The organism is Pyxidicoccus caerfyrddinensis, assembly GCF_010894405.1.
GTDB lineage: Bacteria > Myxococcota > Myxococcia > Myxococcales > Myxococcaceae > Myxococcus > Myxococcus caerfyrddinensis.
In genome coordinates this window covers 15,750-41,688 of sequence record NZ_JAAIYA010000035.1, presented here as the reverse complement: position 1 = coordinate 41,688, position 25,939 = coordinate 15,750, and the positions used below count along the sequence as shown (strand labels likewise).

The following is a 25,939-nucleotide window of genomic DNA, read 5'->3' as shown; positions in this document are numbered from 1 at the left end:
AACAGGCGAAGCCAGCGCGTCCACCCAGGCGAAGCACTCAACTGGACGGAGAACAGCCATGGTCACGCTTCCACTCGCGGATATCGAGACCGCGGTCGTCAATGCCTTCGCGAGCTACCTCAGCCAGGACACCCGCTCGTTCGAGCTGACCCTCAGCGGACACGAAGTGGAGGTCACCATCGAGCTGCGAGATGACAGGTTCGACTGCGGCATTCCCGGGTACGTGATGGCGAACACCGATATCCCGGCGCTGCGGAACTGGGTTCCGGACCACATCAAGGCCGCGGGCGGAATCTACGTGGGCGGGCTGGCGCCCTGTAAGACAGTCGGGGGGACCGGCCAGGTGAACGTGGTGCTCAGGACCCGAAACGTCATGTTCAACTTCCACGTCAACCTGGAGCACGACTGCGGGTAGTGCCCTCCCTCGCCTGATATTTCCCCCGCCACCCGCCTCCCCATTGCCTGCCCGGCCCCCGGCCGGAGCGGCCCGCCCGCGTCCTCCCTCCCGGCCCCGCCCGCCTGTCCCCTGTCCTACATCTCAGGGGCCTTGGAGCCGCTTCTCGAAGCCGAAGCGGCATTCAAGCCGTGCGGCGCTCGCACGCGGCGCGTTAAATGGAGGCGCTCATGGACGACTCCAACTCCCGGCTGGTCGCGGCCCTGCTCGAAGCCCGGCAGCGCCACTGCTTCCCTCCAGACGTGCGTCGCGCGGCCCCCGAGTTCGTCGGTCAGGTGCTCGGCCTGCTCTTCCCGCACTTCGCGGAGCGCCTGGAGTGCACCGCCGCCGCCGTGCGCCGCGACGTCACCACCGTGGAGGCCAGCCTCCACCGCATCCGCGAGACGCTCGCCCCGCTCTACCCCGAAATCAACCCGTCCCTGCCCGCGCGCTTCATGGAGCGGCTGCCCGGCCTCTATGACTGGCTCCGCCAGGACGCCCAGGCCATCTTCGAGGCGGACCCCGCCGCCCGCACCGTGGACGAGGTCATCCTCACCTACCCGGGCTTCTACGCCATCGCCATCTACCGCGTGGCCAATGCCCTGCACGCGCTCGGCTTCCCGCTCCTGCCGCGCCTGCTCACCGAGTACGCCCACCAGCGCACCGGCGTGGACATCCACCCCGGCGCCACCATTGGTCGGCGCTTCGTCATCGACCATGGCACCGGCGTGGTCATCGGCGAGACGACGCTCATCGGCGACAACGTGAAGCTCTACCAGGGCGTCACCCTGGGCGCGCTCATGGTGGAGAAGGCACTGGCGGACAAGAAGCGCCATCCGACCATCGAGGACGACGTGGTGGTGTACGCCAACGCCACCATCCTCGGCGGAGAGACGGTGGTGGGCCGGGGCAGCATCATCGCCGGCAACGCCTGGCTCACGCAGAGCGTCCCCCCGCAGTCCGTTGTCACCCGCCGCAGCGAGGTGCGTCCCCGCGGTGCGGATGGAACGCTGGACGCACTCGAGTTCCACATCTGACCCGACGAGGCCCAAGCCATGAAGGCGAACAACATCCTGGAGACCATCGGTAACACGCCGCACGTGCGCATCAACCGACTGTTCCCCTCGCGCGTCACGGTGCACATGAAGCTCGAGCGCGCCAACCCGGGCGGCAGCATCAAGGACCGCATCGCCCTGTCCATGATTGAGGACGCGGAGAAGCGCGGCATCCTCAAGAAGGACAGCATCATCATCGAGCCCACCAGCGGCAACACCGGCATCGGCCTCGCCATGGTGGCCGCGGTGAAGGGCTACAAGCTGGTGCTCGTCATGCCCGACTCCATGAGCATCGAGCGCCGCCGCCTCATGGCCGCCTACGGCGCCACCTTCGAGCTCACCCCGCGCGCCCAGGGCATGAAGGGCGCGATTGCTCGCGCGCAGGAACTGGTGTCCCAGGTGCCCAACGCGTGGATGCCGCAGCAGTTCGAGAACGAGGCCAACATCGAGGTGCACCGCCGCACCACCGTGCAGGAAATCCTCAAGGACTTCCCGGACGGGCTGGACTACCTCATCACCGGCGTGGGCACCGGCGGCCACATCACCGCGTGCGCCGAGGAATTGAAGAAGGTGTGGCCGAAGCTGAAGGTGTTCGCGGTGGAGCCCACCAAGTCGCCCGTCATCAGCGGCGGAGCACCGGGCCCGCACCCCATCCAGGGCATCGGCGCGGGCTTCATCCCGAAGAACCTGCACAAGGAGGCGCTCGACGGCGCGCTGCAGGTGAACGAGGAGGACGCGTACGAGTTCACCCGCCGCTCCGCGCGCGAGGAGGGCATCTTCGTGGGCATCTCCTCCGGCGCCGTGCTGGCCGCCGTGAGTCACAAGCTGGGCGAGATGCCGGACGGCAGCCGCGTGCTGTGCTTCTGCTACGACACCGGCGAGCGCTACCTCTCCATCGAGACGCTCTTCCCCGCCCAGCAGTAGCCCGTCAGCCCAGGCGCGTCCGCACCAGCTCCACCAACCGGTCCATCTCCTCGGGCAGGTTGTAGAAGTGGGGGGACAGGCGGACGCGCCCCCGGCGCACGGAGTGGGCGACATCGCGCTCGGCGAGCCAGGCGCCCAGCGCCCGCGCGTCTCCGCCGGGAGGCAGGAAGGTGAGGATGCCCGCGCGGTGCTCCGGCGAGGGCCCCACGTCACAGCCCAGCCCGCGCAGCCCCTCCTCCACCCGCGCCAGCAGCGCGTGGATGCGCGTCTCGATGACGCCCACGCCCACCTCGTGCAGCAATTCCAGCGCGGCGCCCAGCGCGTAGATGCCGGTGTACGCGGCGCTGCCCTCCTCCAGCTTGAGGGCATCCGCGCGCAGCTCGAAGTGGCTGCGGTTGAAGTTCCACGCGTCGGTGGTGCTGCGCCAGCCCACCAGCACCGGGCGCAGCCGGGGCAGCACGTCCTTCGCGACGTAGAGGAAGCCGATGCCGGCGATGCCGAGCATCCACTTGTGGCTGTCCGCGCTGAGGAAGTGGATGCGGCTCTTCTTCACGTCCACGGGCATGCAGCCCACGCTCTGGATGCCGTCCACGCAGAAGAGGACGCCCGCGCGCTCGCACAGCGCGCCAATCGCATCCAGGTCCGCGCGGTAGCCGGTGGCGAACTGCACGGAAGACAGGGCGACCAGCCGCGTGCGCGGGGTGAGGGCCGCGGCCACCGCTTCCGGGGTGACGCCGCCGGAGGACGCCTCGATTTCGCGCACCGCCACGCCGCGGTCCTTCAGGTGCTGCCACGGGTAGACGTTGGAGGGGTACTCCAGCGCCGAGGCCACGGCCACCTCGTCCCCGGGCTTCCAGTCCAGCCCCTCCGCGACGAGACCCAGGCCGTGGCTGGTGTTGCGCACGAAGGCCACCTCGCCGGGCTCGGCGTTGACGAGCCGCGCCGCCAGTCCGCGCACGTGCTCGCAGTGCTTCTCCCAGCCGCGCTCGTGCTTGATGCCGTGGTAGACGAGGTCGTCCATCCAGCCACGCACGGCCTCGGCCGCTCGCAGGCTGGTGGGGGCCACTCCGGCGTGGTTGAGGTAGAGCTGCTCCTGGAGGACGGGGAAGAGGGCGCGGTAGGACTCGAGCGAGCGCGTCATGCGCGCGACTCTACCCGCAGGCCTCTTCACTGCGGGTGCCTGTCGCAAGGGCGGTGTCCACCCCGTGGCAGGGCCCCCTCCCTCCCGCCCGGCGGGCGGATGCGGTATTCGTCGGGTGCTGGCCACGAGACGAGGGCACCGCATGCGCCGAGAGGTTGTGGGAGCCGTGAGCAACACGCTGCTGGCGGGACTCACGCTGCTGCTGGCGGGCTGCGCGGGCACCGTGCGTGCGCCCTACCCTCCCATTCGAGCGGACGCGTCCCCGGCGGCGCTGGCGCGGGGCGCCACCATCTTCCATGCGAGCTGCGAGGCGTGCCACCGGAACGGTGGCGCGGAGACGGTGTCCGGTGCGCCGCTGCGTGAACTGCCCTCGTACATGGGGAGCTTCTACGCGGCCAACCTCACGTCGCACCCGACGGCGGGTGTGGGCTCCGCGACGGACGAGGAGTTGGCGCGCGCCATCCGCTACGCGGTGAGTCGCGACGGACGGCTGATGGTGATGCCCAGCTACGCGATGGGCGACGCGGACCTGGCGGCGGTGCTGGGGTTCATGCGCTCGGGGGACCCGCTGTTCGCCCCGGACGCGCAGCCGGCGCCGCGCTCGGAGTTCAGCTTCATTGGCGGGCTGGGCTTCCGCGTCGTCACCGGCAACGACCCCGTGGAGCGCCCCGCCTCGGGCATCCCCGTGCCGGCGAAGGCGGCCACCCTGGAGTACGGCCGCTACATGGCGCATGACGTGTACGACTGCGCGTCGTGCCACACCGACGGCTTCAGCCCGAACAAGACGGAGGGCGACGACGTCTTCTCCGGCGGCATGTCCTTCCTGGACCCGGAGGGGAACAAGGTCCGCTCCAGCAACATCACCTTCCACGAGACGGGGCTGGCGCACTGGACGCTGGAGGACTTCACCCGCGCGGTGAGAGATGGCCTCGCCCCGGATGGCTCCGCGCTGCGCTCGCCCATGCCGCGCTTCCGGGGCATGGACGCGGTGGAGGCCCAGGCCATCTATGACTTCCTGCGCTCCGTGCCCGAGAAGGACAACGAGGTGAAGGGGGCCCGGCCGCGCCTCACCGCCACCTCCGTGCGTCCGGACTGGGTGGAGGCGAGCGCGCAGAAGTCCGAGGGCGCCGACGCGGACACCGCGAGCTCCGTGGCCGAGGCCGCCGCCCTGAGCCGACACGAGGACTCCGCGTCCACGAGCGCTTCGGCCGCCACGGGCGCCGGGACGGCGGCGAGCACTCCGGCCACCGGTGCCGGAGCGGCGACGCCGAGCGCGTCATCCTCGAAGACCGGCGGCACGGTGGCCGCCCCGGCCCCTCAGCGGAAGCCGCATGCTCCCGAGCCGAAGGTGGATGCGGCGAAGCTCTTCGTGCAGCTCGGCTGCGCGAGCTGCCATGGCCCCGGCGCCCGCTACCACGACCGGCTCGCGAAGGCCGTGGGCCGGAGTGACGCGGACCTGGTGCGCTGGGTGCGCAACCCTGAACAGTTCCTCCCGGGCACACCCATGCCCACCTATGCGGACCTGATTGACGAGCGCACCGCGCGAGCCCTGGTGCGCTGGGTGAAGGCCGGTGGCCCGGCCTCGCTGCCGGCCTCCCGCTGAGCCGCTTCCGCCTTCGATGGAGCCCGCCGGGATTCCCACCCGGGCGGGCGGAAAATGAAGGGCGGAATTGCCAGAGAAAAGCCGGTGCGGCGTATCTGGAGTGGAAGTTCCTCGGGAGTGGTTCTTGGTTACACCCTCGAGGCGCGTGCCACTCCGGTGCTAACCGGCCCCTGCCCCGGGGTGGCACGTGTGACTTCCAGCCACCACGCCTGTCGCCCCGCGAGTGCCCCCGAGGAGGGAAGGCTGCGCCCGGGGTCCGGCTCGCGTAGCGTGGGCCTCCCATGACGGAGTGCCTCCTCAACATCGACCTGGGCGAGCTGCCCGGGGAGGACGAGCAGCTCTACACGCTCGCCCACGTGGCCAACATCGCCTGTGGTGGGCACGCGGGGGATGACGCGTCCATGCGCCGCGCGCTGGAGTCTTGCGCCCGCCATGGCACGCGCGCTGGAGCGCACCCTTCCTACGAGGACCGCGAGGGCTTCGGCCGCAAGGCGCTGGAGGTGTCTCCCGAAGTCATGCGCGGCCAGGTGGCCGGCCAGTGCGCCCGGCTCGCGCGGCTCGCGGCCAGCCAGGGCGTGCCGGTGCGGTACGCCAAGCCGCATGGCGCCCTCTATCACTCGGCCAATGCCTCCGCGGAGCTGGCTCGGGCGGTGGTGGAGGGCGTGGTGGAGGCGCTGGGGCGGAGCATCACCGTCATCGGCCCGGGCACGGGCGCCCTGCGCGACGCGGCCCGCGCGGCGGGGCTGGCCTACGCACGCGAGGGCTTCGCGGACCGGGGCACGCGGCCGGACGGCTCGCTCATTCCGCGCGGGCAGCCCGGGGCGGTGCTCACCGACGTCGCGCGGGCCCGGGAGAACACCGTGCGGCTGGCCACCGGCGGCACGGTGGACACTCTCTGCGTGCACGGGGACACACCGGGCGCGGTGGAGCTGGCCCGCGAGGTGCGCGCCACGCTGGATGCGCTCGCCCTGCGCGCGGAGGCCCTGGGAGATGGCGCGCTGAGGCTGGCGCTGCCGGAGGGCCTGGAGCGCCGGTCCGCGCGCGAGGCCCTGTGCGCGCTGCCCCGCGTGGTGGATGCCGTCATCACCGAGGAGCACGCCTGCGTGTACTTCGACCCGGATGCGCCGCCCGAGGAACCCCGGCTGGCGCTCGCGCGGCTGCTGCACGTGCCGCCCCCTCCGGACGCGCGCCCGCCCGCCACATTGCGCGTGCGCTACGACGGGCCGGACCTGGAGGCGGTGGCGGCGCGCACGGGGCTGACGAAGGACGAGGTGACGAAGCTCCACGCGGCGCGCGAGTACACGGTGCGGTGCGTGGGCTTCCTGCCGGGCTTCGCGTACCTGGGCGAGGTGGACTCGCGCATCGTCGTGCCCCGGCTGGCCACGCCGCGAACGCGGGTGCCGGCGCTGGCGGTGGGAATCGCGGGAGGGCGCACGGGGGTGTACCCCTTCGCCTCGCCCGGCGGGTGGCACCTCATCGGCACCGCGCTGGACTTCACGGCCTTCACGCCGGAGCAGGGCGCGGTGCTGCGGCTCGGTGACCGGGTGCGCTTCGAGCGGGTGGATTGATGGCGGGCTGGCTGGACATCATGGGCGTAGGCGCCCCCACCACGGTGCAGGACGCCGGACGGCCGGGGCAGATGCACCATGGCGTGCCTCCGGGCGGAGCGTGGGTGCCGGAGCTGCTGGCGCTGGCCAACCGCGCGGTGGGCAACCCGTGGGGCGCGGCGGCGCTGGAGACGTTCGGAAAGCTGGAGCTGCGGGGGCGCGGGCGAAGGACGCGCGTGTCCGTGGACGGGCGGACCTTCAGCGTGGCGGACGGTGAGGTCTTCACCGTGCCCGCCCCGGAGTCCGCGAGCGTGCGCTACGTCGCGGTGGATGGTGGGCTCGCGGTGCCGGAGATGCTGGGTGGACGCGGCACGCTGCTGGTGGCGCGGCTGGGAGGACACCAGGGCCGGTTGCTGCGTCCGGGAGATGCGCTTCCACTGGGCGAAGGTGGCGGCACGCCGGAGACGCTGGAGCTCGGGGATGCGCTGGATGTGACGGCGCCCATCCGGGTGATGCTCGGTCCGGACCTGGAGCGCTTCGGTGCGGCGACGCGGGCGTCACTGCTGGCGGACACCTTCACCGTGTCCCCCGCGAGCGACAGGGTGGGGATGCGGCTGCGCGGGACGGCGCTGGCACACGGCGACGAAGGGGCCGGCACGTCGCGCCCCATGGTGCGCGGGGCCATCCAGGTGACGCTGTCGGGAGAGCCCATCGTCCTCGGGCCGGACCACCCCACGACGGGCGGCTATCCGCTCATCGCCACCGTCATCCACGCGGACTGGGGCCGGCTCTGCGCGCGCCGTCCGGGCACACCCGTGCGCTTCGTCGCTGTCAGCATGAGGGGAGCGCGCGAGGCGTGGCGCCAACACCTGGAGCGCTTCCGGCCCACCGTGTGACGGTCAGGGCGCCTCCAGCTCCGGAGGCCACAGCAAGCCGAGGTCCAGGTCCAGGGCCTCGAAGGGCTCGGCCCGGACGCGCGCCTCGCCGGAGTACGTGCCCCGCTGGACCCACTGCCCCTCCTGCCGCCGGAACACCTCCAGCGTGCGCAGCGCCGGGTCTACCAGCCAGACGTACTCCACACCCTCGCGCGCGTAGATCTCCCGCTTGCGCTTGCGGTCCAGCGTCGCAGTGGACGGTGAGAGCACCTCACAGACCCAGTCTGGTGCCAGGGTGAAGAAGGGCATCCGCCGCAGCTGGGGCATGCGCTCGCGCCGCCATCCGGCGATATCTGGAACCAGCACGTCCTCGCCGAAGTGCAGCTCGGGCTCGTCGAGAATCCACCAGCCACCCGGCGCCCGCTGTCCGACCTGGAAGGTCGTCACCAGCAAGCCTCCGAGCACGGTATGCGCCACCGCATGCGGGCTCGCGGGCCGCGGCATGGCGATGAGCTCGCCGTCGATGAGCTGCCCGACCATGTTCTCGGGCAGCGCCTCTATGTCGGCATAGGTCGCGCGCCGCTTCGTCTCGCTGCCCATCTCGATGCTCCCCGGTCCACCAACCTCCAACCCGTTCATCATCAGCCCTGTCTTCCGGAAGTGAAACCCCACCCCTGATGGTGTGTCCACTCCTTCCTACTCCACGGGTCTGACAGCGGCTCCCTCCTCACCGCCGCAGCAGGCGAGCCAGGAACTCCCGGGTGCGGGGGTGCTTCGGCTCGCGCAGCACCTGCTGGGGCGCGCCCTCTTCCACCACCTTCCCCGCGTCCATGAACAGCACGCGGTGGGCCACGTCCTCGGCGAAGCCCATCTCGTGCGTCACCACGCACATGGTCATCCCCTCGCGCGCCAGCTCGCGCATGACCTCCAGCACCTCGCCCACCAGCTCCGGGTCCAGCGCACTGGTGGGCTCGTCGAACAACATCACCTCGGGCTTCATCGCCAGCGCCCGGGCAATGGCCACGCGCTGCTGCTGCCCGCCGGACAGCTGCTCCGGCCAGGCCCCGGCCTTCTCGCCCAGGTGGACCAACTCCAGCATGCGCCGGCCCAGCGCCTCGGCCTCCGCGTCCGGCAACCCCAGCACCTTGCGGGGCGCCAGCGTCACGTTGTCCAGCACGCTCAGGTGGGGGAAGAGGAGGAAGCGCTGGAACACCATGCCCACGCGACGGTGCAGCGCCTGGAGCGCCTTCGGCTCGTCGCGCACCGGCACGCCGCCTACCACCACCTCCCCTTCCGACGGCATCTCCAACCCGCACAGGCACCGCAGCAGCGTGGACTTGCCACACCCGGACGGGCCCACGAAGACCACCACCTCTCCAGGCTCCACCGTGAGGTCCACGCCCCGGAGAACCTCCAACGTCCCGAAGCGCTTGTGCAGGTTGCGAACTTCGACGAGCGACATGCGCCTCCTCAGCGCTGACGTTGCAGGCGCCGCTCGAGCGCCGAGGCCAGCCGCGTCAGCGGCAGCGTGGCCAGCAGGTAGAACACCGCCACGGCGGGCCAGATGGCGAGCGGCGCGGCGAGCTGGCTCGCCAGCTCCTGTCCCGCCCGCGTCAGCTCCGCCATGCCGATGATGGACACCAGCGATGAGTCCTTCAGCAGGGCAATCCCCTCGTTCGTCAGGGGCGGCAGCACGTTGCGCACCGCCTGCGGGAGGATGACGTGGCGCATGGCCTGCGCAGGGCTCATGCCCAGCGCCCGCGCGGCCTCCGACTGACCCGGGTCCACGGAGGCGATGCCCGCGCGGAAGATTTCCGCCACGTACGCCGCGCTGTTGAGCGTCAGCGCCAGCACCGCCGCCAGCATCGGCGCCAGATCCACGCCCAGCAATTGCGGCAGCGCGTAGTAGATGAAGATGATTTGAACCAGCAGTGGCGTGCCGCGCAGCGCCTCCACGTACGCCGCGCACAGCCACGCCAGGGGCCGCATGCGCACCCGCCGCCCCAGCGCCACCACCAGGCCCAGCGGCAGCCCCGCCAGCAGCGACAGCGCGGTGAGCCCCAGCGTCAGCGCCAGCCCCTGGGCCAGCCGCCGCGCCACGCGGCCCCAGGGCACGCCCGTGGGCTCCACCGGGGCCCGCCGCGCCGCCTCGCCGAAGTACTTCTCCTCCAGCGCCGCGAACCGGCCGCTCTCCCGCAGCCGCCGGAGCGCTCCGTTGACGGCCTCGCGCAGCGCGGTGTCCTCCGGCTTCGACACGATGCCGTAGTGCTCCTCCGTCAGCAGGCCCCCGGTGGTGCGCAACCCCTGGAAGCCGTGGGTGATGAAGTAGTGCAGCGTCGGCGCGTCCCCCACCACGCCGTCGAGGTTGCCGTTGAGCAGGTCCTGCAGCGCCAGGTCGATGCTCGGGTACTGCCGCACCTCGACGTCCGGGTACTGCTTCAGCACCAGCGCGGCGGTGGTGTTGAGCTGGATGCCCGCGACCTTCCCGCGCAGGCTCTCCAGCCCGGTGATGCGCGCGTCCCCGGCCCGCGCGGCCACCGTCTGCCCGGCGGTGTAGTACGGGTCGGAGAAGCCCAGCCGCTGCTGGCGCTCGGGCGTCATCGTCACGGCGGACATCACCAGGTCGAACTTCCCCGCCATCAGCGCGGGGAACACCCCGTCGAAGGAGGTGTTGGTCCACGCCACCTTCGCGCCCAGCTCCTCGGCGATGAGCGCGCCCAGCTCGATGTCGAAGCCCGCCAGCTCCCCGTCCCGCACGGACTCGAAGGGGGGATAGGTGGCATCCGTGCCGATGCGCAGCGTCCGCCCCTTCCAGTCCCCCCGCTCGGAGGGGCGCTCGGGCTCCCTGCACCCCGTGGCCCAGAGCAGCCCCCATACGAGGCCCAGCAAGGCCAGCCCCGGAGTCCAGGCCCGGTGGCACGAGGAGTGGAAGCGGCGCATGGGCGCCCGCTCACATGGGCACCTTCCGCTGATATCTCAAGGGGTTCCACCCTCCGGGGCCGGCGGGTGACGGGCACGCAACTTCAGATCCTCAATGCCCGATACTGACGGCATGAAGACGCCTGTCTCCGGACCCCGCATCCAGCCCCGCCCCAGCGAGACTCCCAAGCCGGCCCTCCCGCGCAACGAGGTGAAGCCCGCTCCGCAGCCCAAGGCCGCGCGCGCGGACTCGGTGGGCGTGTCGAAGTTCGACTCGGGCAAGGGCCGCGCGGGGAACGTGGCGCTGTCCTCTCCCGTCACCGCGCCCGCCGCGGGCGGCATCGCCCCGGGCAGCTACCCCACGGCGGCGGACGTGAAGGCCATCGCCGCCATGAAGGACCCGGTGGCGCGCAACTACGCGATTACCCAGGGCTACCACGACCTGTCCGACGCCATGGGGAAGCTGGTCGGCGACGACAACGCCAACTGGGCCACCTTCGGCACGTGGGCCTCGAAGCAGGCCGGCGTGAGCATCCGCGGCGAGGACATGCCCAAGATCTTCACCGACGTGCTCAAGGGCGCCGGTGGTGTCATGGGCCCGCTGGGCAAGGTGGACGACTTCCTGCGCAAGCTGGGCCTGCCTTCGCTGCCCCTCGGTGACCTCGGCGCGGCCGGCCAGAAGGCGCTCGCCAGGGTCAGCGAGGAAATCGCCGGCGGCAACCAGTTCGTCTTCAACGAGATTGGCCAGGAGTTCGCCCGCTTCGTCGACACCTTCAAGGGCGACACGAAGCCCGACCCGGCGAAGCTGCAGAAGTACCTGGACAGCTTCCCCAAGGACAAGCCGCTGCTCCGCGAGGCCTTCGGCCACTACGCGCAGGCGATGACCGAGAAGGACCCGAACAAGAAGGCCGAGCTGATGCTCCTGGCCAACAACAAGATTGGCCTGCACGAGCAGACGCAGCTCACGCCCTACGTCGAGCGGGCGCTCAACGCGCCGGTGAAGGAGATCTTCCGGGACATCCTCAAGCAGTCCGTCGAGGGTGCCATCAACGGGCTCCCCTTCCCCGCCAACCTCGCCGGCAAGGCCGCGCTGAAGTCCGGCGCGGTGGACGCGCTGCTCAACCCCGTGGTGGACGGCGTGGCGAGCGTGTTCCGGGGCCTCGCCACCGAGCACATGATGAAGCTCGCCGTCCCCGGCGGTGCGCTCAAGATTGGCAATGACCTGCCCCCGCCCAAGGGCATGGAGTCCACGCTCTTCCCGCCGCACCTGCGCACCATCCAGAACCCGGAGCTGAAGGCGCTGCTCGGCAAGCTGGACCACAGCCCCGACAGCCTGAAGGGCACCGCGGCGAAGGACTGGAGCAAGCTGGGCCAGCGGATGGACTACATCATCGACCTCTTCCGCACGCGCCAGTCGGACCCGCACCTGTTCGACCAGCCCTTCGGCCGCGCCACCACCTACCCGCTGCCGAACGCGCCCCGCTGAACCTCACGAGCCCGCCTGGCCGCGCCCCCGGCTGCCGGCCAGGCGGCTTCCGAAGCACCTGCACCTTGGGATGAGGCACCGGAGTGGCCAACGTAGGTCACTCGCATGGAGTCCATCGCCTGGTTCCTCATCATCGGGCTGCTCCTGGTGGCAATGGCGCTGGGCGGCTCCGTGCTCAAGCGATTGCCGCTGTCCACCTCGCTGCTCTACCTGGGCGTGGGCTTCGCGCTGGGGCGGCTGGGACTGGGCCACCTGGAGCCGCTGAAGCAGGCCGCGCTCCTGGAGCGCATCACCGAGGTGGCGGTCATCATCTCCCTCTTCAGCGCGGGGCTGAAGCTGCGCCTGCCCTTGAAGGACAAGGAGTGGCGCGTCTCCCTGCGCCTGGCGCTCGGGGCCATGGTGCTCACCGTGGCCATGGTGTCGCTGGTGGGCATGGGCGCGCTCGGCCTGCCGCTGGGCGCGGCGCTGCTGTTGGGCGCCATCCTGTCGCCCACGGACCCGGTGCTCGCCTCGGACGTGCAGGTGTCCCACGCGCTGGACAGGGACAGGCTGCGCTTCGGCCTCACCGGTGAGGCCGGCCTCAACGACGGCACCGCCTTTCCCTTCGTCATGCTCGGGCTGGGTCTGCTGGGCCTGCATGAGCTGGGGCCCGGGCTGTGGCGCTGGGTGGTGGTGGACGTGCTGTGGGCCACGGCGGCGGGGCTCATGGTGGGCGTGGTGTTGGGAGACCGCGTGGGCCGGCTGGTGCTCTATCTGCGCAAGCACCACCGCGAGGCCGTGGGCCTGGACGAACTGCTGGCGCTGGGCCTCATCGCGCTCTCGTACGGCGCGGCGCTGCTGGTGAAGGGCTACGGTTTCCTCGCGGTGTTCGCCGCCGGCCTCGCGCTGCGGCGAATCGAGCGGAAGCACACCGGCGCGCGCCCGGCGGAGAAGGTGGAGGAGGCCGCGCGCTCCGCGGACAAGCTGGAGGCGGCGACGAACCCCGCGCACGCGCATGCGTACATGGCCAACGCGGTGCTGGGCTTCAACGAGGCGCTGGAGCGCATCGCGGAAGTCGGAGTGGTGGTGGGGCTGGGGTTGTTGCTGGCCGTCACGCCCTTCCCACCGGAGGTGCTGTGGCTGGCCCCGCTGCTCTTCTTCGTGCTGCGGCCGCTGTCCGTCGTGCTGTCGCTGGTGGGCTCACGCTCCGACAAGCACCAGCGGGTGCTGATGGCCTGGTTCGGCGTGCGGGGCATCGGCTCGCTCTACTACCTCTTCTACGCCATCGACCACGGACTGGGAGACGGGCTCTCCTCCCGGCTGCTGTCGCTGGTGCTGTGGGTGGTGGCCGCGTCCATCGCCGTGCACGGCATCTCCGTCACCCCGCTGATGAAACGCTATGAGGGACGTGCGCAGCGGCGGCGCGAGGCCACCGCGTAGGCCCGCTCACACCTCGTCCACGACGAACTGGTCCAGCCGGGCGATGCCCAGCTTCTTCATCCGGCTCTGCAGCGTGGACGGCTTGAGCCCCAGCAGCGCCGCCGCCCCACCCGGCCCGTAGACGCGGCCGCGCGTGAGCGTCAGCACCCGAAGGATGTGTTCGCGCTGCACCGTCGCCAGCGTGGGCACCGCGCCCTGCTTCAGCGGCGCTTCCGCCGATGCGCCCTCCCCCGCGGAGGCCTCGGCACGACCGCCCCCGGCTCCGGCGCCGCCGCGCACCGGCAGGTCGAACGCATCCGGCCCCAGCTCCGTGCTCCGCGAGAGGATGGTGGCGCGCTCCAGCGCGTTGGCCAGCTCGCGCAGGTTGCCCGGCCAGTCATACGCCTCCAGCCGCGCCAGCCCGGCCGGTGTCACCCGCATGCCCCGCCGGCCCGTGCGCAGGGTCTGCTCCTCCAGGAGGAAGGTGCACAGCTGCGGCAAATCCTCGCGCCGCTCGCGAAGGGGCGGCAGCCGCAGCGGGAAGACGCTCAGCCGGTAGTAGAGGTCCTCGCGGAAGCGCTTCTGGGCAATGGCCTGCTGCAGGTCCACGTGCGTCGCGGCGAGGATGCGCACGTCCGCGCGCACCGTCCTGTCGCCGCCCACCGGCTCGAAGGTCTTCTCCTGGAGCGCGCGCAAGAGCTTCGCCTGCAGCTCCACCGGCAGCTCGCCAATCTCGTCCAGCAGCAGCGTGCCCCCGTGCGCCATCTGGAAGCGGCCCGCCCTGTCGCGCGTGGCCCCGGTGAAGGCACCCTTCACGTGGCCGAACAGCTCGCTCTCCAGCAGCCCCGCCGGAATCGCCGCGCAGTTGAGGGTGACGAAGGGCTCGTCCGCCCGCGCGCTCCACCGGTGGATGGCCCGCGCCAGTCGCTCCTTGCCCGTACCCGTCTCGCCCGTAATCAGCACCGGCGTGTCCGTCTCCGCCACCTGCCGCGCCCGCCGCGACAAGTCCCGCATGATGGGGCTCAGCGACGTCTCGAGGATGCCCTCCGACTCACCGCCCAGCTGCGCCTCCAGCAGCTTCGCGTGCTCGTGGTCCTGCTGGTGCATCCGCTCGAAGGTGGCCCGCTGCTCCGCGGCCTGAATCGCCGTGGCCAGCATCTGCCCGTACACCTCCACCAGGTCCACCACCGGCTGCGGGTACGTCTCGCACTCGGCCCTGTCCAAGGACAGCACGCCGTAGCAGCGCTCGCCCGCGCACAGCGGCACCACCATGCACGAGTGCCCCGGCGGCAAGTCCAGCACACCGTCGAACGGGTCCCCGTCTCCGTGCGAGTGGTCCTCCTCCGTGAAGGCCCGCGCGCGCCGCGTCTCCAGCGCGTGGCGCAGCGAGGGGAACTCCGCCAGGTTGAGCGAGTGCTGCCGCACCTTCGCGTTGGCCAGGGGACCTCGCGCCGCCACCGAGACGAGGCGCCCCTCCTTCAGGAGGAACACCGTCGCCAGGTCGAAGCGCACCACCCGCGTCAGCCAGTCCAGTCCCCGACGGAGCAGGTCCCCCACCGAGTCTTCCGTGGTTGCCAGCTCGACCAGGTCCCGAGCATCCTGCGCGCCTTCGATTCGGCCTGACATTTCGTCCGACATGCTGCACGAATAATAGCGGTCCACCGAAATTGCAGTGGCGAAACCCACCGAGATTTCGTTATTCACCGGCCCGCTGGCACCGACCCGTCGGGGGGAGTTTTCAACCCCCTGGAATCACTGAAGGCGAAGACTGGCACGGGGCCTGCTGTAGAAGTTGGCACGAACCACGTTCCCGGGACGTCCATGAGGGCGCCCCCAACCCCCAAGGAGTCGTAATGCTGACCGTTGGCGACAAGATCCCGAGCTTCAAGGTGAAGGCCACCGTGTCCCTGGAGAAGGGCAAGGAGTTCCAGGACATCACGAACGAGACGTACAAGGGCAAGTGGCTGGTGCTGTTTGCCTGGCCGAAGGACTTCACCTTCATCTGCCCCACGGAGATCGCGGAGTTCGGCAAGAAGAACAAGGACTTCGCTGACCGCGACGCGCAGGTGCTGGGCCTGAGCACCGACAGCGAGTTCGTGCACCACGCGTGGCGCACGCACCACCCGGACCTCAAGGGCCTGCCCTTCCCGATGCTGGCGGACCTGAAGCACGAGCTGTGCAACGCGCTGGGCATCCTCCACAAGGAGGAGGGCGTGGCGCTGCGCGCGACCTTCATCGCGGACCCCGAGGGCATCATCCGCCACGTGACGGTGAACGACCTGTCCGTGGGCCGCAACGTCTCCGAGACGGTGCGCACGCTGGACGCGCTCCAGACGGACGAGCTGTGCCCCTGCAACTGGACCAAGGGCGAGGAGACCCTCACCCAGAAGCTGGCGAAGGCGGGGTAAGGCACCATGCCCTCGCTCGAAGTCGTCCGCTCTGAGCTGGCGGACGCCCACAAGGACACCCGCCTCAACCTCCAGGCCGTATTGGAGGGAGGGAGCCTCACCCCGGAGCAGCGCTGGGGTGTGGCCGTCGCTTCCGCCTTCGCCGTTCGTAACGAGCGGCTGAAGGAGGCGATGCTCAACGAGGCGAAGAAGGCCCTGGCGAATCCGGACCCGGTCATCGAGGACGCGCGTGCCGCGGCGTCCCTGATGGCGATGAACAACGTCTACTACCGCTTCCGGCACATGATCGGGAAGGAGTCCTACTCGACCAAGCGCGCCGGACTGCGGATGAACCGGCTCGCGCAGGTGCTGACCAACAAGGTGGACTTCGAGCTGGTCTGCCTCGCGGTCAGCGCCATCAACGGCTGCGAGATGTGCATGCAGTCCCACGAGAAGGTCGTCCTCGAGGGCGGCCTCTCCGAGGACCAGGTGCACGACGCAGTCCGTGTCGCGGCCGTGATTCACGCCGCGGCGGTGGGCCTGGAGTCGTAAGCCCTCCTGTCGCGAGACATCGCAGAGGATTCAAGGCGCCCTCCGGTGGAAACACCGGGGGGCGCTCCTTTTCCGGCTGCCGGGCATCTGAACTGGCAAACACGCACGAGAAAGAAAAGGAACGACACCATGTACCGAAGCCCCAGCCCCCTTCCCGAGAAGGCCCGCTCCACCATCGCCGAGTCGCTCAACGCCCGCCTGGCCGACGGCCTGGACCTGCACTCGCAAATCAAGGTGGCCCACTGGAACATCAAGGGCCCGCAGTTCGCCGCGCTGCACCCGCTGTTCGAGACGTTCGCGGTGAGCCTGGCCAACCACAACGACTCCATCGCCGAGCGCGCGGTGACGCTGGGCGCGAAGGCCTACGGCACCAGCCGCCACGTGGGCAAGACGAGCCGCCTGCCGGACTACCCGCAGGAGACCTCCAAGGACATGGAGCACGTGAAGCTCCTGGCCGAGCGCATCGAGGTGTACCTGGACGGCCTGCGACAGAGCCGCAAGACGTTCGAGGAGAACCAGGACACGGACTCGGTGGACCTCGTCACCGGCATCATCACCGAGTTCGAGAAGCACGCCTGGTTCCTGCGTGCGTCGCTGGAAGGCTGACACACCGCGCGTGAGGCACGGCGCACCCGGGGCAGGCCCGCCCGGAGTGTGCAGTGTGCTTCACGCACCCGGGGTGGCGCACCCGCCTCTTCTCGCGGGGTTGCGCGGGGCATGGCGGTTGCTCTGGAAGGGTGCGAGTCCCCCACCCCAGGAGCGCCCCATGCGACGCATCGCCTGTCTGTCCCTCGCCTTCCTCGCCGCCGCCTGTGGCAGCGATGCCCCTACGAAAGAAGAGGTCGAGGCCGCGCGAGTGAAGGTAGAGCGCGCGGTGGCCGCCGCCCACCACGTGCGCGGCGCGCTGGAGGTGCTGGGCGTACTGCCGGTGTACACCTGCGGCGAGCCCCGGCGCTCGTTCGTGAGCCACGCGGCGGAAGGAGTGCATGCGAGGTATGCGTGCGCCACCGCCACGGTAGAGGCCCACGACGCGGTGACGGACGCCGTGGTGATGAGGTTCGACGAGGGCGGGTGCGACATCCACGGCCTGCGCTTCACCGGGCAGGTGGCCTTCCTGTATCGCGGCGGCGAAGACCTGATGGAGGTGCACGCGGACCTGCGCGGCCTGTCGGTGGACGGGCACAACCTCCAGGCGGAAGTCGGCTACGGCACCTGCGGCGACGAGACGCGCCTGTTCGCGGACGTCGAGGGCGGCGTGCCCGGACGTGAAGACCACACCTTCCACATCGACGGACGGGTGGGCCTGCGCGGCGGCGTGCCCGTCATCGGCGGCTCGGAGATGGTGCTGGACGGGCCCGGCACGCTGACGGGTCCGGACGGCACGGACCGCCTCACCCTCACCTCGCTGCTCTACGACGTGGGCCAGTACCTGCCGAAGGAAGGCACCGCCGTGCTGGAGACGGCGGACGGCCACCGGCTGGAGGCCCACTTCCAGGAGGTGCTGTGGCGCGTGGGCAAGGTGGAGGTCACCGTCGACGACAAGGAGCCGGTGACGGTGCCCATCGTTCGCTAGAAGCGCGCGCTTCAGTCCCGAGGCGCGCGAGTCCGTGTCGCGTGCAGCCGGAAGGACGTGGCCAGCTCGCCCCACCACATTCCCGTGCTGGCGATGAAGGCCGGCCCGTCCTGACCGTGACGCACCGGATGCGTGGGAGACAGCGCGTCCCAGCCCCGGTGCTCCAGGGTGACGCGCGTGCCGCCCGAGGCCTCCTCGAAGCGGACCTCCACCTCGGTGATTTCGCCGGGCACGAAGGCCCGGGCGCGCCACTCGAAGACGAGGCGCGCGCCCGGCTCCCAGACGAGAACGCGGCCCACCTCGAACGCGCTCTCCCCGGCATCATCGAACGACTCGAACAGGCGCCCGCCGGCGCGGCCCTCGAAGCGGAGCACGCCGTTGTGTGCCCCGCCGAAGCGGAAGCGGGGCCCCTTCTTCCACCAGAGGTCCGTCTCCTGCGTGAAGACCTCGAACGCGTCGAGGGGCGACACGGCGACGAAGGTGGTGACGCGGGCCCGGTCGGCGCTCACGGGCGCTTCCCCTTCCGCGTCTTCTCCGCGTGCGCCTTGAAGGCACCGAGCTGGTCCTCCCAGTAGGCCTCCACCTCGTCGAGCCACTCGCGCAGCGCGGCGAAGGGCTCCGGGCGCAGGCGGTAGACGCGGACGCGCGCGTCCTCCTCGAGGCCGTCCTCCTCCACCAGCCCCGACTTGCGTAGCACGCGCAGGTGCCGGCTCATCGCCGGCGGGCTCATGTCGAAGGCCGCGGCCAGCTCACCCGCGCGGTGCGGCTGCTTGCGGAGCAGGTCCACCACGCCTCGGCGCGTGGGGTCCGCCAGCGCCGCCAGGGTGCGGTCCACGTTCGTCGGAGGAGAAGTCACCATGGGAGCGCGAAGACTACTTCGCCGGGCTCGAGAGCCGCTGCGTGAACCACCAGTGATGTCCCTCCAGGTCCTCGGCGCCGTAGCCCCGGTCCGTGCCCCAGTCGTCGCCGTAGTTCTTCGTCTCCGGCTCCTGGGAGATGACGGCCCCGGCCGCGCGGGCCCGGGCGCAGTGCGCGTCCACGTCGTCCACGTAGACCATGAGGTACTGCGTGTTGGCCCCACTCATCGCACGCGGGCTTTTGTGTGACGGCTTGCAGGCGGAAATCACCGTGATGAGCCCGTCCCCGAACACCAGCTCCGAGTGGACGACTTCTCCAGCGGCCCCCTCCACCTTCAGGCGCGTCTCGAAGCCGAACGCACGGCCCAGCCAGTCGATGGCCGCGTGAGCGTCGGCATAGAAAACGCCGGGCGTGATGCGAGGCCAGCCTTCGGGGGTCTTCCTCATGGCACGACTCCAGTTCGGGAAAGCAGATTGATGAACCTTCAAGGAAATAGTTAACGACTATGTTAACCACTGTCAACCCAACGATTCGGCGGCAGCGCGCGGGCGCTCGACTTCCGCTAGGGTGTGCCGCCGTGAGCGACGACGTCACGATTCCGGCCTTCCGCTCCGTGCCCCGCACGGGCGTCATCTACGTCACCGCCGAGGCGAGCCGCCGCGGCTACCGTTCCAGCGACCCCGAGTGGTGCAACCTCGGCCAGGGTCAGCCGGAGACGGGGGAACTGCCCGGCGCTCCGCCCCGGCTGGGCTCCGTCAACATCGACGTGGCGGACATGGAGTACGCGCCCGTCGCGGGGCTGTGGGAGGTGCGCGAGGTCATCGCGAGCCTCTACAACAAGCTCTACCGCAAGGGCCTCCCCAGTCAGTACAGCGCGGAGAACGTGTGTCTGTCCGGCGGAGGGCGCGCGGCCCTCACCCGCGCGGCGGCGAGCCTGGGCTCGGTCAACCTGGGCCACTTCCTGCCCGACTACACCGCCTACGAGGAGCTGCTGGACGTCTTCAAGGCGTTCACCGCCATCCCCATCCTCCTCGAGGGTGACCGCGGCTACGCCTTCACCTCCGACGACTTGCGGCGCGAGGTGCAGGGCCGCGGCCTGTCCGCCCTGCTCTTCTCCAACCCGTGCAACCCCACCGGCAAGCTGGTGCAGGGTGACGAGCTGGCGCGCTGGGTGGGCGTCGCGCGCGAGCAGGAGTGCTCTCTGCTCATCGACGAGTTCTACTCGCACTACATCTGGACGGGTCGCCCCGGGCACCTGCCGGTGGAGAGCGCCGCGCGCTACGTCGAGGACGTGAACAAAGACCCCATCGTCATCTTCGACGGCTTCACCAAGAACTGGCGCTACCCGGGCTGGCGCATGACGTGGACGCTGGGGCCGCGGCAGGTCATCGAGGCGGTGTCCAGCGCGGGCAGCTTCCTCGACGGAGGCGGCAGCCGTCCGCTGCAGCGCGCGGCCATTCCGCTGCTCCAGGAGGACCAGGTGGTGGCGGAGACACTGGCCATCCACAAGGTGTTCCGCGAGAAGCGCGACATGTTCCACTCGCGGCTGGAGCGGCTGGGCATCCGCACGGACCGGGCGCCGGATGGGACGTTCTACGTCTGGGGCAACGTGTCCGGCCTGCCCCCGCCGCTCAACGACGGCATGGGCTTCTTCCGGGCGGCGCTGGAGCAGAAGATCATCACCGTGCCCGGCGAGTTCTTCGACGTGAATCCCGGCAAGCGCCGCGCGCGGCGGCCCTCGCGCTTCCGCAACTACGTGCGCCTGTCCTTCGGCCCCTCGCTGGAGACGCTGGACAAGGCGCTCACGCGGTTGGAGGCCATGGTGCTGCACTACACGCACGCGCCCCACTCCGCGCCGCCGAAGCCCTAGCAGACCCCGGCGCGGCCTCACCGCGCCGAGCGCCCGCCCCCGCGCTCGGGGATGGTCCACAGGTACAGCGTGCGGCCGCCCTCCTGCACCTCCTTGTCCGGCTTCCAGTCCCCCATGTCGAAGCCGTGGGACACGATGCGAGTCCCCGGCTTCAGCTCGGACAGGAGCTTCGGCTTGAGGCGCTCGTTGACGGAGGGCAGCAGGTACAGCGTCACCACGGTGGCGTCCCCGATGTCCGCGTCGAACAAGTCGCCCTGGCGGAACTCCACCTGGTCTTCCACGCCCGCGCGGCGCGCGTTCTCGTTCGCCTCGGCGATGCGCTCCGGGTTGATGTCCACGCCCACCGCCCGCGTCGCTCCGTGGTTCTTCACCGCGGAGATGACGATGCGCCCGTCCCCGCTGCCCAGGTCGTAGACGACGTCACCCGGCTTCACCCCCGCCAGCTTCAGCATCCCCTCCACCGCGGGCTCCGGCGTGGGGACGAAGGGCACCTCCGGGGCCTGCAGCATGGGCGTCTCCGACGGCTCCGGCACCTGGACGGACTGATGGACGCCAACGTCCTGCGCGAAGGCCGTGGCCCCCACCACGAGCGACAGCATGAGGATGGAGCGCTTCATGTGATTTCCTTCGGTCTGGGCAGTCTGGGGAAGAGCCGCGCGCGGCGCGGGCTGCCACGCGGTGTGCGGCGAGTCCGGGCCACCTCCACGGCGAGCAACACGCCACCGGTGCCCAGTACGGCGAGCCCCGCCAGTGCACCGGGCCCGGTGTACGCGATGCTGGAGTAGAGGACGTACGCACACAGGCCGACGAAGACGAGCGGCGTGAGCGGGTACAGCGGCACGCGGAAGGGGCGCGGGGTGTCCGGCTCGCGCACGCGCAGCACCAGCAGCGACACGCCCGTCAGCAGGAAGAAGAGCCAGAAGACGGGCGCCGTGTACTCCACCATCGTCTGGAAGCCCTGCCGCGTCACCGCGCCCAGCCCCACCAGCGCCAGCGTGATGGCCCCCTGCACGAGCAGCGCGCGCGAGGGTGTATTGGCCCGCGCCTGCCACTTCCCCAGCCCGTTGAAGAGCACGCTGTCGCGCCCGAAGGCGTAGTCGGTGCGCGCGCCGGTGAGCACCGTGGCATTGGCGGAGGTGAGCACGGAGATGGCGATGAGCACGCTGATGGCGACCACGCCCCCGGTGCCCAGCGCCCGCGCCATCAGGCCCGCGGCCACCGCCTCCGAGCCCGCCATCCCCGCGTGCCCCAGGCCGCGCAGGTACGCCACGTTGACCAGCAGGTAGAGCGCCGTCACCAGGCCCAGGCTCGCCAGCAGTGCCCACGCGAGGCTGCGCCGCGAGCCCCGCACCTCCGCGGACAGGTAGGCCACCTCGTTCCACCCGCCATACGTGAGCAGTACGAAGACCATGGCCAGTCCCCACGACGTCGCCGGAGGTGCCACGGGCGCCGTCGCCGCGGGGGCCGCCGGGGCGAGCAGCAGCCCCGCGAGGATGATGGCCACCACGCCCAGCACCTCCAGGACGGTGAGCAGGTTCTGCGTGCGCGTGCCCTGCCGCAGCCCGGCGATGTTCACCGCCGTCAGCCCCACCACCACCGCCGCCGCGTACACGGCGGACGAGTACGGCCCCAGCGGGAGGAGCTGCGAGGCATAGTCCCCGAAGACGAAGGCCAGCAGCGCGATGGAGCCTGTAGGAATCACCGTCAGCCGCGCCCACGCGAAGAGGAAGGCGGGCCCGCGTCCGAGCGCGCGGTGGAGGTAGTGGTACTCCCCGCCCGCGTGCGGCCAGGCGCTGGCGAGCTCCGCGTAGCAGAGCGCCCCCACCAGCGAGGCGGCGCCGCCCAGCAACCACGCCATCAGCATGACCCCGCCGCTGCCCGTCTGCGCCGCCACCAGGGACGGGGCCTTGAAGATGCCGGCCCCCAGGACGATGCCGACGGTGAGCGCCACCGTGTCGACGATGCGCAGCGAGGGCGAGGGAGCCGCCGGGCCCTCCCCGGACGCCGGTGCTCGCCGGCTCTTCGCCACTGCCTGCTGCTCCCGCATGGAGTCGCTCCGGACCGTCCGCCGCACGCAACAAGCTGCGCCCGGGGTCCGGGCCCGGCGAGACATGCGACTTCCGGTCACCCGGCCCGCGCCCATGCACCATGGGGCTCCGCCGCGCCCTCGTGGAGGGGGCACCACGGGCGGACGGGCGGGCGCCGACTCCTGCACCCGTCTCCGCGCGAAGCCCTATGCTGCGCCGGCCATGAGACTTCCGTCATCCCGGCTGATGCTGCTGAGCATGCTCTACCTGGTTCAGGGCATGCCCTTCGGCTTCCAGTCGACCGCGCTGCCCGTCTACCTGCGCACGCAGGGCGTGGCGCTGACGACCATCGGCTTCGCCAGCGCGCTGTCGCTGCCGTGGGCGCTCAAGGCGCTGTGGGCGCCCCTGGTAGACCGGTATGGCTCGGCGCGCGTGGGGCGGCGCCGCTCCTGGATTCTCCCCATGCAGCTGGGGCTGGCGGCGAGCTGTGCCCTGGCGGCCTTCGCGGCCTCGCGCGAGGCCATGCCGCTGCTGTTCGGGCTCGTCCTGCTGATGAACCTCTTCGCCGCCACTCAGGACATCGCGGTGGACGGCTTCGCGGTGGACACGCTGCGGCCGGACGAGCTGGGGCTGGGCAACACCGCGCAGGTGGTGGGCTACAAGTTCGGGATGATGTTCGCCGGAGGCGGCGTCATCGCCTGGACGGGCAACCGCATCGGCTGGCCGGGCCTGCTGCTCGCCATGGCGGCGCTGTGCCTGGCCGCCTTCGTCGTGATGCTCTTCGCGCGCGAGCCCGCGCCGCGCGAGGGCGCCGCCACGCGCGTGAATTGGGACGAGGTCTTCGGACGGCTCAAGCAGGCGCTGCTGCTGCCCGGCACCGGCTGGCTGCTGCTCTTCGTCGGCACGTACAAGCTGGGCGAGAGCATGTCGGACGTGCTCTACAAGCCCTTCCTCGTGGACGCCGGCATTCCCGCCGCGCGCATCCTCCTGTGGGTGGGCACGTGGGGCACCGTGGCCTCCATCCTCGGCTCCGTGGCGGGAGGGGTGCTGGCCTCGCGCATGCCGCTGCTCGGCGCGGTGGCCCTCACCGCCACGCTGCGCGTGGTGCCGCTGGTGGGCCGGTGGCTGCTCGCGACGGCCGGCGTCAGCGATGCCGGCGTCATCGGCGTCACCCTGGCGGAGGAGTTCTTCGGCGGCGCCCTCACCACGGTGATGTTCGCCTTCATGATGTCGCGCGTGGACCGCCGCATCGGCGCCACGCACTACACGCTGCTGGCCAGCCTGGAGGTGTGGGGCAAGGCTCCCGCCGGCCCGCTCGCGACGTGGCTCGCGGACCCGAAGCTGGGGCTGGGCCTGGGCTATCCGCGCGTCTTCATGCTCGGCATCGTCCTGTCCGTGGCCTTCCTCGCCCTGCTCCTGCCCATGCGGCGCCAGCGGCGCATGGCCCCCACGGCCAGCGTCCCCACCTGAGCCACGGGCAACCCGGCAACAGAAGCCTTGCGATTACAATAAGTATTGAAACATGCGCGATACAGGAATGTCGCGTGAGGCATGTCAGGCGTGCGTGTTAGCTGAGGGGCCGCTGCACACTCCAACCCGTGGGCCCCCCGGCCCACGCGAGGCCCACCGCATGTCCTCCTCGTCCTTGAAGTCGCTCCTGAGCGGTGCCGTCCTGCTGGCCGCGCCCCTGGCCCTCGCCAACAGCACCACCACCATCCCCGCCTTCGACGCGAAGATTGCCACCGCCCGTGGCGCCTCCAGCCCGGGCGGCACCACCGTCACCCGCGACGAGATGTCCGGCGCGCTCCACACCTTCATCGACTTCGATGACGGCGTGGTGGACGCCGCCGAGCGCACGTACCTGGGCACGAAGGTGGGCAACGCCGCCTTCCTCACCGGCGTCGAGGAGACGGCGAAGAAGTTCCTCACCGACTTCTACGAGCTGAACGACGCGGCCACCACCCCGGCGCCGCTGTCCCTGTACTGGCTGCAGGACTCGCCCGAGGACCTGTACGGCGCGGGCGGCCCGCTGGCGGACGCCTCCACCATCCTGGAGGGCTTCATCCCCTACGGCCAGGGCGTGGCCAACCAGCTCACGCTGCTCGAGACGCTCAAGTCCACCCAGGAGTTCGGGTACGGCGCCCCCAACAGCAGCTTCTACCCCATCACCGAGTCCGAGCTCATCACGACGCTCTCGGGGTCGGCCGGCTTCGACTACGAGACGCCCTCTCAGGACGAGGTGAACGGCGCGGCCGCCTTCATCACGCAGATTTCCCACAACAGCCACCGCCTCTACCAGGCCAGCTGGGCCTGCTTCCGCGGCTGCCAGGGCGACGTGGGCGGCTACGTCATCGCCGCGGTGAGCACCGACCGGCGATTCGTACGCGTAGTGAAGGTCATCACCTGGGTCGAGTAGACGCAACCTCCGTTCGCATTTTACGAGAATCCAGCGCAGTTCCTGGTCCGCCCCTTTTCATGGGGCGGGCCTTCACCCAAGGCAGGCTCATCCATGCGCAACACCCCCCTCAAGGCGCTCCTCGCGGGCGTCACGCTACTGGTGTCTCCAGCGGCCCTGGCCGGCACCAGCACGTCGGTCCCCACCTTCGAGGCGCGAATCACCTCGGCCCGCGCGTCCACCAGCCCGGGCGGCACCAGCGTCCTGCGCGCGGAGATGATTTCCGCGCTCGAGGCCTTCCGCTCCGATGACTCGACGGTGGACACCGCCGAGCACCAGTACCTGGGCACGAAGCTGTCCAGCAGCACCTTCCTCACCGGCATCACCGGCCCCGCGAAGAAGTACCTGCAGGACTTCTACGAGCTGGAGGACGGCGCCAGCACCCCGGCGCCGCTGGCCTCCACCGCCGTGACGACGCCCGCCGCGCAGCTGTACGGCGCGAGCGGCCCGCTGGCGAGCACCTCCGTCATCCGCGAGGGCGCCATCCCCAGCGGCCAGGGCGTGGCCAACCAGGTGACGCTCACCGCGACGTACGACACGTACTTCAACGACGGGTATGACGACCCGGTCTATTTCGAGCCCATCTCCCTGCGCGAGCTGACCCTCATGCTCAAGCAGGGCGTCGAGGGAGGCACGCCCACGGCCGACGAGGTGGACGGCGCGCTGGCCTTCATCACCGACATCTCGCGCAACAGCAGCCGCCTCTACGTCGCCTACTGGCACAGCTGGGGCAGCAGCGGTGGCCCCGGCGAGTCCGCGGGCCGCATCGTGGCGGCGGTCAGCAGCGACCGGCGCTTCGTGCGGATGGTCAACCTCACCTCGTGGGCGGAGTGACT

General features: G+C 70.7%; 26 protein-coding genes. 16 read left to right on the top strand and 10 right to left on the bottom strand.

Annotated elements, in window-relative coordinates; translation table 11 throughout:
* The first annotated feature begins 58 nt into the window (after positions 1 to 58).
* From G4D86_RS47050 to cysK, 3 genes are all read left to right on the top strand, one after another.
* Positions 59 to 415: a hypothetical protein gene (locus G4D86_RS47050; protein ID WP_164002090.1), complete on the top strand. Its 357-nt coding sequence runs from the start codon at positions 59 to 61 to the stop codon at positions 413 to 415.
* 209 nt (positions 416 to 624) lie between these two features.
* A complete protein-coding gene (epsC, locus tag G4D86_RS47045) occupies positions 625 to 1,470 on the top strand; it encodes a serine O-acetyltransferase EpsC (RefSeq protein WP_164002089.1) in 846 nt (281 codons plus the stop codon).
* Positions 1,471 to 1,488: 18 nt separating this feature from the next.
* A complete protein-coding gene (gene cysK / locus G4D86_RS47040; RefSeq protein WP_164002088.1) occupies positions 1,489 to 2,412 on the top strand; it encodes a cysteine synthase A in 924 nt (307 codons plus the stop codon).
* Between the two features lie 4 nt (positions 2,413 to 2,416).
* Here the strand turns inward: cysK and G4D86_RS47035 are convergent, their stop codons facing one another.
* A complete protein-coding gene (locus G4D86_RS47035; RefSeq protein WP_164002087.1) occupies positions 2,417 to 3,553 on the bottom strand; it encodes an aminotransferase class V-fold PLP-dependent enzyme in 1,137 nt (378 codons plus the stop codon).
* Between the two features lie 142 nt (positions 3,554 to 3,695).
* On the opposite strand from G4D86_RS47035, the gene G4D86_RS47030 reads away from it, so the two are divergent.
* From G4D86_RS47030 to G4D86_RS47020, 3 genes are all read left to right on the top strand, one after another.
* Entirely contained in the window at positions 3,696 to 5,156 is a 1,461-nt protein-coding gene (locus G4D86_RS47030) for a c-type cytochrome (protein ID WP_164002086.1), read from the top strand.
* Between the two features lie 281 nt (positions 5,157 to 5,437).
* Positions 5,438 to 6,724 (top strand): LamB/YcsF family protein, encoded by a 1,287-nt coding sequence (locus G4D86_RS47025; RefSeq protein WP_164002084.1) that lies wholly within the window; start codon positions 5,438 to 5,440, stop codon positions 6,722 to 6,724.
* Positions 6,724 to 7,599 carry a 5-oxoprolinase subunit C family protein gene (locus G4D86_RS47020; RefSeq protein ID WP_164002082.1) on the top strand — a complete coding sequence of 292 codons (876 nt, stop codon included), beginning with the start codon at positions 6,724 to 6,726 and terminating at the stop codon, positions 7,597 to 7,599. The genes G4D86_RS47025 and G4D86_RS47020 overlap by 1 nt, the downstream gene beginning before the upstream one ends.
* Before the next feature lie 3 nt (positions 7,600 to 7,602).
* Here the strand turns inward: G4D86_RS47020 and G4D86_RS47015 are convergent, their stop codons facing one another.
* The 3 genes from G4D86_RS47015 to G4D86_RS47005 all read right to left on the bottom strand — a co-directional run bounded on the left by G4D86_RS47015 (position 7,603) and on the right by G4D86_RS47005 (position 10,518).
* Positions 7,603 to 8,178 (bottom strand): Uma2 family endonuclease, encoded by a 576-nt coding sequence (locus G4D86_RS47015; protein ID WP_164002131.1) that lies wholly within the window; start codon positions 8,176 to 8,178, stop codon positions 7,603 to 7,605.
* A gap of 127 nt (positions 8,179 to 8,305) precedes the next feature.
* Positions 8,306 to 9,040, bottom strand: a complete 735-nt coding sequence (locus tag G4D86_RS47010; protein WP_164002079.1) for an amino acid ABC transporter ATP-binding protein — start codon at positions 9,038 to 9,040, stop codon at positions 8,306 to 8,308.
* An 8-nt stretch (positions 9,041 to 9,048) separates the two neighbouring features.
* Positions 9,049 to 10,518, bottom strand: a complete 1,470-nt coding sequence (locus tag G4D86_RS47005) for an ABC transporter permease subunit (protein WP_164002077.1) — start codon at positions 10,516 to 10,518, stop codon at positions 9,049 to 9,051.
* A gap of 112 nt (positions 10,519 to 10,630) precedes the next feature.
* Between G4D86_RS47005 and G4D86_RS47000 the strand changes: the two genes are divergently transcribed.
* Positions 10,631 to 11,983, top strand: a complete 1,353-nt coding sequence (locus G4D86_RS47000) for a hypothetical protein (protein ID WP_164002075.1) — start codon at positions 10,631 to 10,633, stop codon at positions 11,981 to 11,983.
* Positions 11,984 to 12,088: 105 nt separating this feature from the next.
* Entirely contained in the window at positions 12,089 to 13,402 is a 1,314-nt protein-coding gene (locus tag G4D86_RS46995) for a cation:proton antiporter (RefSeq protein ID WP_164002073.1), read from the top strand.
* Positions 13,403 to 13,408: 6 nt separating this feature from the next.
* On the opposite strand, the gene G4D86_RS46990 is transcribed toward G4D86_RS46995, so the two are convergent.
* A complete protein-coding gene (locus G4D86_RS46990; RefSeq protein ID WP_164002071.1) occupies positions 13,409 to 15,019 on the bottom strand; it encodes a sigma 54-interacting transcriptional regulator in 1,611 nt (536 codons plus the stop codon).
* A 215-nt stretch (positions 15,020 to 15,234) separates the two neighbouring features.
* On the opposite strand from G4D86_RS46990, the gene G4D86_RS46985 reads away from it, so the two are divergent.
* The 4 genes from G4D86_RS46985 (at position 15,235) to G4D86_RS46970 (ending at position 17,893) form a co-directional block, all read left to right on the top strand.
* The gene (locus G4D86_RS46985) at positions 15,235 to 15,789 is read left to right on the top strand and encodes a peroxiredoxin (protein ID WP_164002070.1); all 555 of its coding nucleotides are present in this window, start codon (positions 15,235 to 15,237) and stop codon (positions 15,787 to 15,789) included.
* Between the two features lie 6 nt (positions 15,790 to 15,795).
* Positions 15,796 to 16,320: a carboxymuconolactone decarboxylase family protein gene (locus G4D86_RS46980; RefSeq protein ID WP_164002067.1), complete on the top strand. Its 525-nt coding sequence runs from the start codon at positions 15,796 to 15,798 to the stop codon at positions 16,318 to 16,320.
* Between the two features lie 87 nt (positions 16,321 to 16,407).
* On the top strand, positions 16,408 to 16,926 hold the full coding sequence (gene dps, locus G4D86_RS46975; RefSeq protein WP_275899239.1) for a DNA starvation/stationary phase protection protein Dps: 519 nt from the start codon (positions 16,408 to 16,410) through the stop codon (positions 16,924 to 16,926).
* A gap of 160 nt (positions 16,927 to 17,086) precedes the next feature.
* The gene (locus tag G4D86_RS46970) at positions 17,087 to 17,893 is read left to right on the top strand and encodes a hypothetical protein (protein ID WP_164002063.1); all 807 of its coding nucleotides are present in this window, start codon (positions 17,087 to 17,089) and stop codon (positions 17,891 to 17,893) included.
* Positions 17,894 to 17,904: 11 nt separating this feature from the next.
* Here the strand turns inward: G4D86_RS46970 and G4D86_RS46965 are convergent, their stop codons facing one another.
* The 3 genes from G4D86_RS46965 to G4D86_RS46955 are packed head-to-tail and all read right to left on the bottom strand — an operon-like array spanning position 17,905 to position 19,197.
* Entirely contained in the window at positions 17,905 to 18,402 is a 498-nt protein-coding gene (locus tag G4D86_RS46965) for an SRPBCC domain-containing protein (protein WP_205520378.1), read from the bottom strand.
* Positions 18,399 to 18,752 (bottom strand): ArsR/SmtB family transcription factor, encoded by a 354-nt coding sequence (locus G4D86_RS46960; RefSeq protein WP_164002060.1) that lies wholly within the window; start codon positions 18,750 to 18,752, stop codon positions 18,399 to 18,401. Before G4D86_RS46960 ends, G4D86_RS46965 begins: the two co-directional genes overlap by 4 nt.
* 13 nt (positions 18,753 to 18,765) lie before the next feature.
* Positions 18,766 to 19,197: a VOC family protein gene (locus G4D86_RS46955; RefSeq protein WP_164002058.1), complete on the bottom strand. Its 432-nt coding sequence runs from the start codon at positions 19,195 to 19,197 to the stop codon at positions 18,766 to 18,768.
* A 131-nt stretch (positions 19,198 to 19,328) separates the two neighbouring features.
* Here G4D86_RS46955 and G4D86_RS46950 point away from each other — a divergent pair, with 131 nt between their 5' ends.
* On the top strand, positions 19,329 to 20,621 hold the full coding sequence (locus G4D86_RS46950) for a pyridoxal phosphate-dependent aminotransferase (RefSeq protein ID WP_164002057.1): 1,293 nt from the start codon (positions 19,329 to 19,331) through the stop codon (positions 20,619 to 20,621).
* 17 nt (positions 20,622 to 20,638) lie between these two features.
* Here the strand turns inward: G4D86_RS46950 and G4D86_RS46945 are convergent, their stop codons facing one another.
* The gene (locus G4D86_RS46945) at positions 20,639 to 21,238 is read right to left on the bottom strand and encodes an SAM-dependent methyltransferase (protein WP_164002055.1); all 600 of its coding nucleotides are present in this window, start codon (positions 21,236 to 21,238) and stop codon (positions 20,639 to 20,641) included.
* Complete coding sequence (locus G4D86_RS46940) at positions 21,235 to 22,668, bottom strand: APC family permease (protein ID WP_164002053.1); 1,434 nt, start codon at positions 22,666 to 22,668, stop codon at positions 21,235 to 21,237. The genes G4D86_RS46945 and G4D86_RS46940 overlap by 4 nt, the downstream gene beginning before the upstream one ends.
* Before the next feature lie 202 nt (positions 22,669 to 22,870).
* Here G4D86_RS46940 and G4D86_RS46935 point away from each other — a divergent pair, with 202 nt between their 5' ends.
* The 3 genes from G4D86_RS46935 to G4D86_RS46925 all read left to right on the top strand — a co-directional run bounded on the left by G4D86_RS46935 (position 22,871) and on the right by G4D86_RS46925 (position 25,937).
* On the top strand, positions 22,871 to 24,118 hold the full coding sequence (locus tag G4D86_RS46935; RefSeq protein ID WP_164002052.1) for an MFS transporter: 1,248 nt from the start codon (positions 22,871 to 22,873) through the stop codon (positions 24,116 to 24,118).
* A gap of 160 nt (positions 24,119 to 24,278) precedes the next feature.
* Complete coding sequence (locus G4D86_RS46930; protein WP_164002050.1) at positions 24,279 to 25,064, top strand: hypothetical protein; 786 nt, start codon at positions 24,279 to 24,281, stop codon at positions 25,062 to 25,064.
* A gap of 93 nt (positions 25,065 to 25,157) precedes the next feature.
* Positions 25,158 to 25,937 carry a hypothetical protein gene (locus tag G4D86_RS46925; protein ID WP_164002048.1) on the top strand — a complete coding sequence of 260 codons (780 nt, stop codon included), beginning with the start codon at positions 25,158 to 25,160 and terminating at the stop codon, positions 25,935 to 25,937.
* Positions 25,938 to 25,939 lie beyond the last annotated feature (2 nt).

Excerpts from the sequence above, each read along its gene's own strand:
- G4D86_RS47050 (WP_164002090.1), top strand. The coding sequence starts at position 59 with ATGGTCACGCTTCCACTCGCGGATATCGAGACCGCGGTCGTCAATGCC.
- epsC (WP_164002089.1), top strand. The coding sequence starts at position 625 with ATGGACGACTCCAACTCCCGGCTGGTCGCGGCCCTGCTCGAAGCCCGG.
- cysK (WP_164002088.1), top strand. The coding sequence starts at position 1,489 with ATGAAGGCGAACAACATCCTGGAGACCATCGGTAACACGCCGCACGTG.
- G4D86_RS47035 (WP_164002087.1), bottom strand. The coding sequence starts at position 3,553 with ATGACGCGCTCGCTCGAGTCCTACCGCGCCCTCTTCCCCGTCCTCCAG.
- G4D86_RS47030 (WP_164002086.1), top strand. The coding sequence starts at position 3,696 with ATGCGCCGAGAGGTTGTGGGAGCCGTGAGCAACACGCTGCTGGCGGGA.
- G4D86_RS47025 (WP_164002084.1), top strand. The coding sequence starts at position 5,438 with ATGACGGAGTGCCTCCTCAACATCGACCTGGGCGAGCTGCCCGGGGAG.
- G4D86_RS47020 (WP_164002082.1), top strand. The coding sequence starts at position 6,724 with ATGGCGGGCTGGCTGGACATCATGGGCGTAGGCGCCCCCACCACGGTG.
- G4D86_RS47015 (WP_164002131.1), bottom strand. The coding sequence starts at position 8,178 with ATGGGCAGCGAGACGAAGCGGCGCGCGACCTATGCCGACATAGAGGCG.
- G4D86_RS47010 (WP_164002079.1), bottom strand. The coding sequence starts at position 9,040 with ATGTCGCTCGTCGAAGTTCGCAACCTGCACAAGCGCTTCGGGACGTTG.
- G4D86_RS47005 (WP_164002077.1), bottom strand. The coding sequence starts at position 10,518 with ATGCGCCGCTTCCACTCCTCGTGCCACCGGGCCTGGACTCCGGGGCTG.
- G4D86_RS47000 (WP_164002075.1), top strand. The coding sequence starts at position 10,631 with ATGAAGACGCCTGTCTCCGGACCCCGCATCCAGCCCCGCCCCAGCGAG.
- G4D86_RS46995 (WP_164002073.1), top strand. The coding sequence starts at position 12,089 with ATGGAGTCCATCGCCTGGTTCCTCATCATCGGGCTGCTCCTGGTGGCA.
- G4D86_RS46990 (WP_164002071.1), bottom strand. The coding sequence starts at position 15,019 with ATGTCGGACGAAATGTCAGGCCGAATCGAAGGCGCGCAGGATGCTCGG.
- G4D86_RS46985 (WP_164002070.1), top strand. The coding sequence starts at position 15,235 with ATGCTGACCGTTGGCGACAAGATCCCGAGCTTCAAGGTGAAGGCCACC.
- G4D86_RS46980 (WP_164002067.1), top strand. The coding sequence starts at position 15,796 with ATGCCCTCGCTCGAAGTCGTCCGCTCTGAGCTGGCGGACGCCCACAAG.
- G4D86_RS46970 (WP_164002063.1), top strand. The coding sequence starts at position 17,087 with ATGCGACGCATCGCCTGTCTGTCCCTCGCCTTCCTCGCCGCCGCCTGT.
- G4D86_RS46960 (WP_164002060.1), bottom strand. The coding sequence starts at position 18,752 with ATGGTGACTTCTCCTCCGACGAACGTGGACCGCACCCTGGCGGCGCTG.
- G4D86_RS46955 (WP_164002058.1), bottom strand. The coding sequence starts at position 19,197 with ATGAGGAAGACCCCCGAAGGCTGGCCTCGCATCACGCCCGGCGTTTTC.
- G4D86_RS46945 (WP_164002055.1), bottom strand. The coding sequence starts at position 21,238 with ATGAAGCGCTCCATCCTCATGCTGTCGCTCGTGGTGGGGGCCACGGCC.
- G4D86_RS46940 (WP_164002053.1), bottom strand. The coding sequence starts at position 22,668 with ATGCGGGAGCAGCAGGCAGTGGCGAAGAGCCGGCGAGCACCGGCGTCC.
- G4D86_RS46935 (WP_164002052.1), top strand. The coding sequence starts at position 22,871 with ATGAGACTTCCGTCATCCCGGCTGATGCTGCTGAGCATGCTCTACCTG.
- G4D86_RS46930 (WP_164002050.1), top strand. The coding sequence starts at position 24,279 with ATGTCCTCCTCGTCCTTGAAGTCGCTCCTGAGCGGTGCCGTCCTGCTG.
- G4D86_RS46925 (WP_164002048.1), top strand. The coding sequence starts at position 25,158 with ATGCGCAACACCCCCCTCAAGGCGCTCCTCGCGGGCGTCACGCTACTG.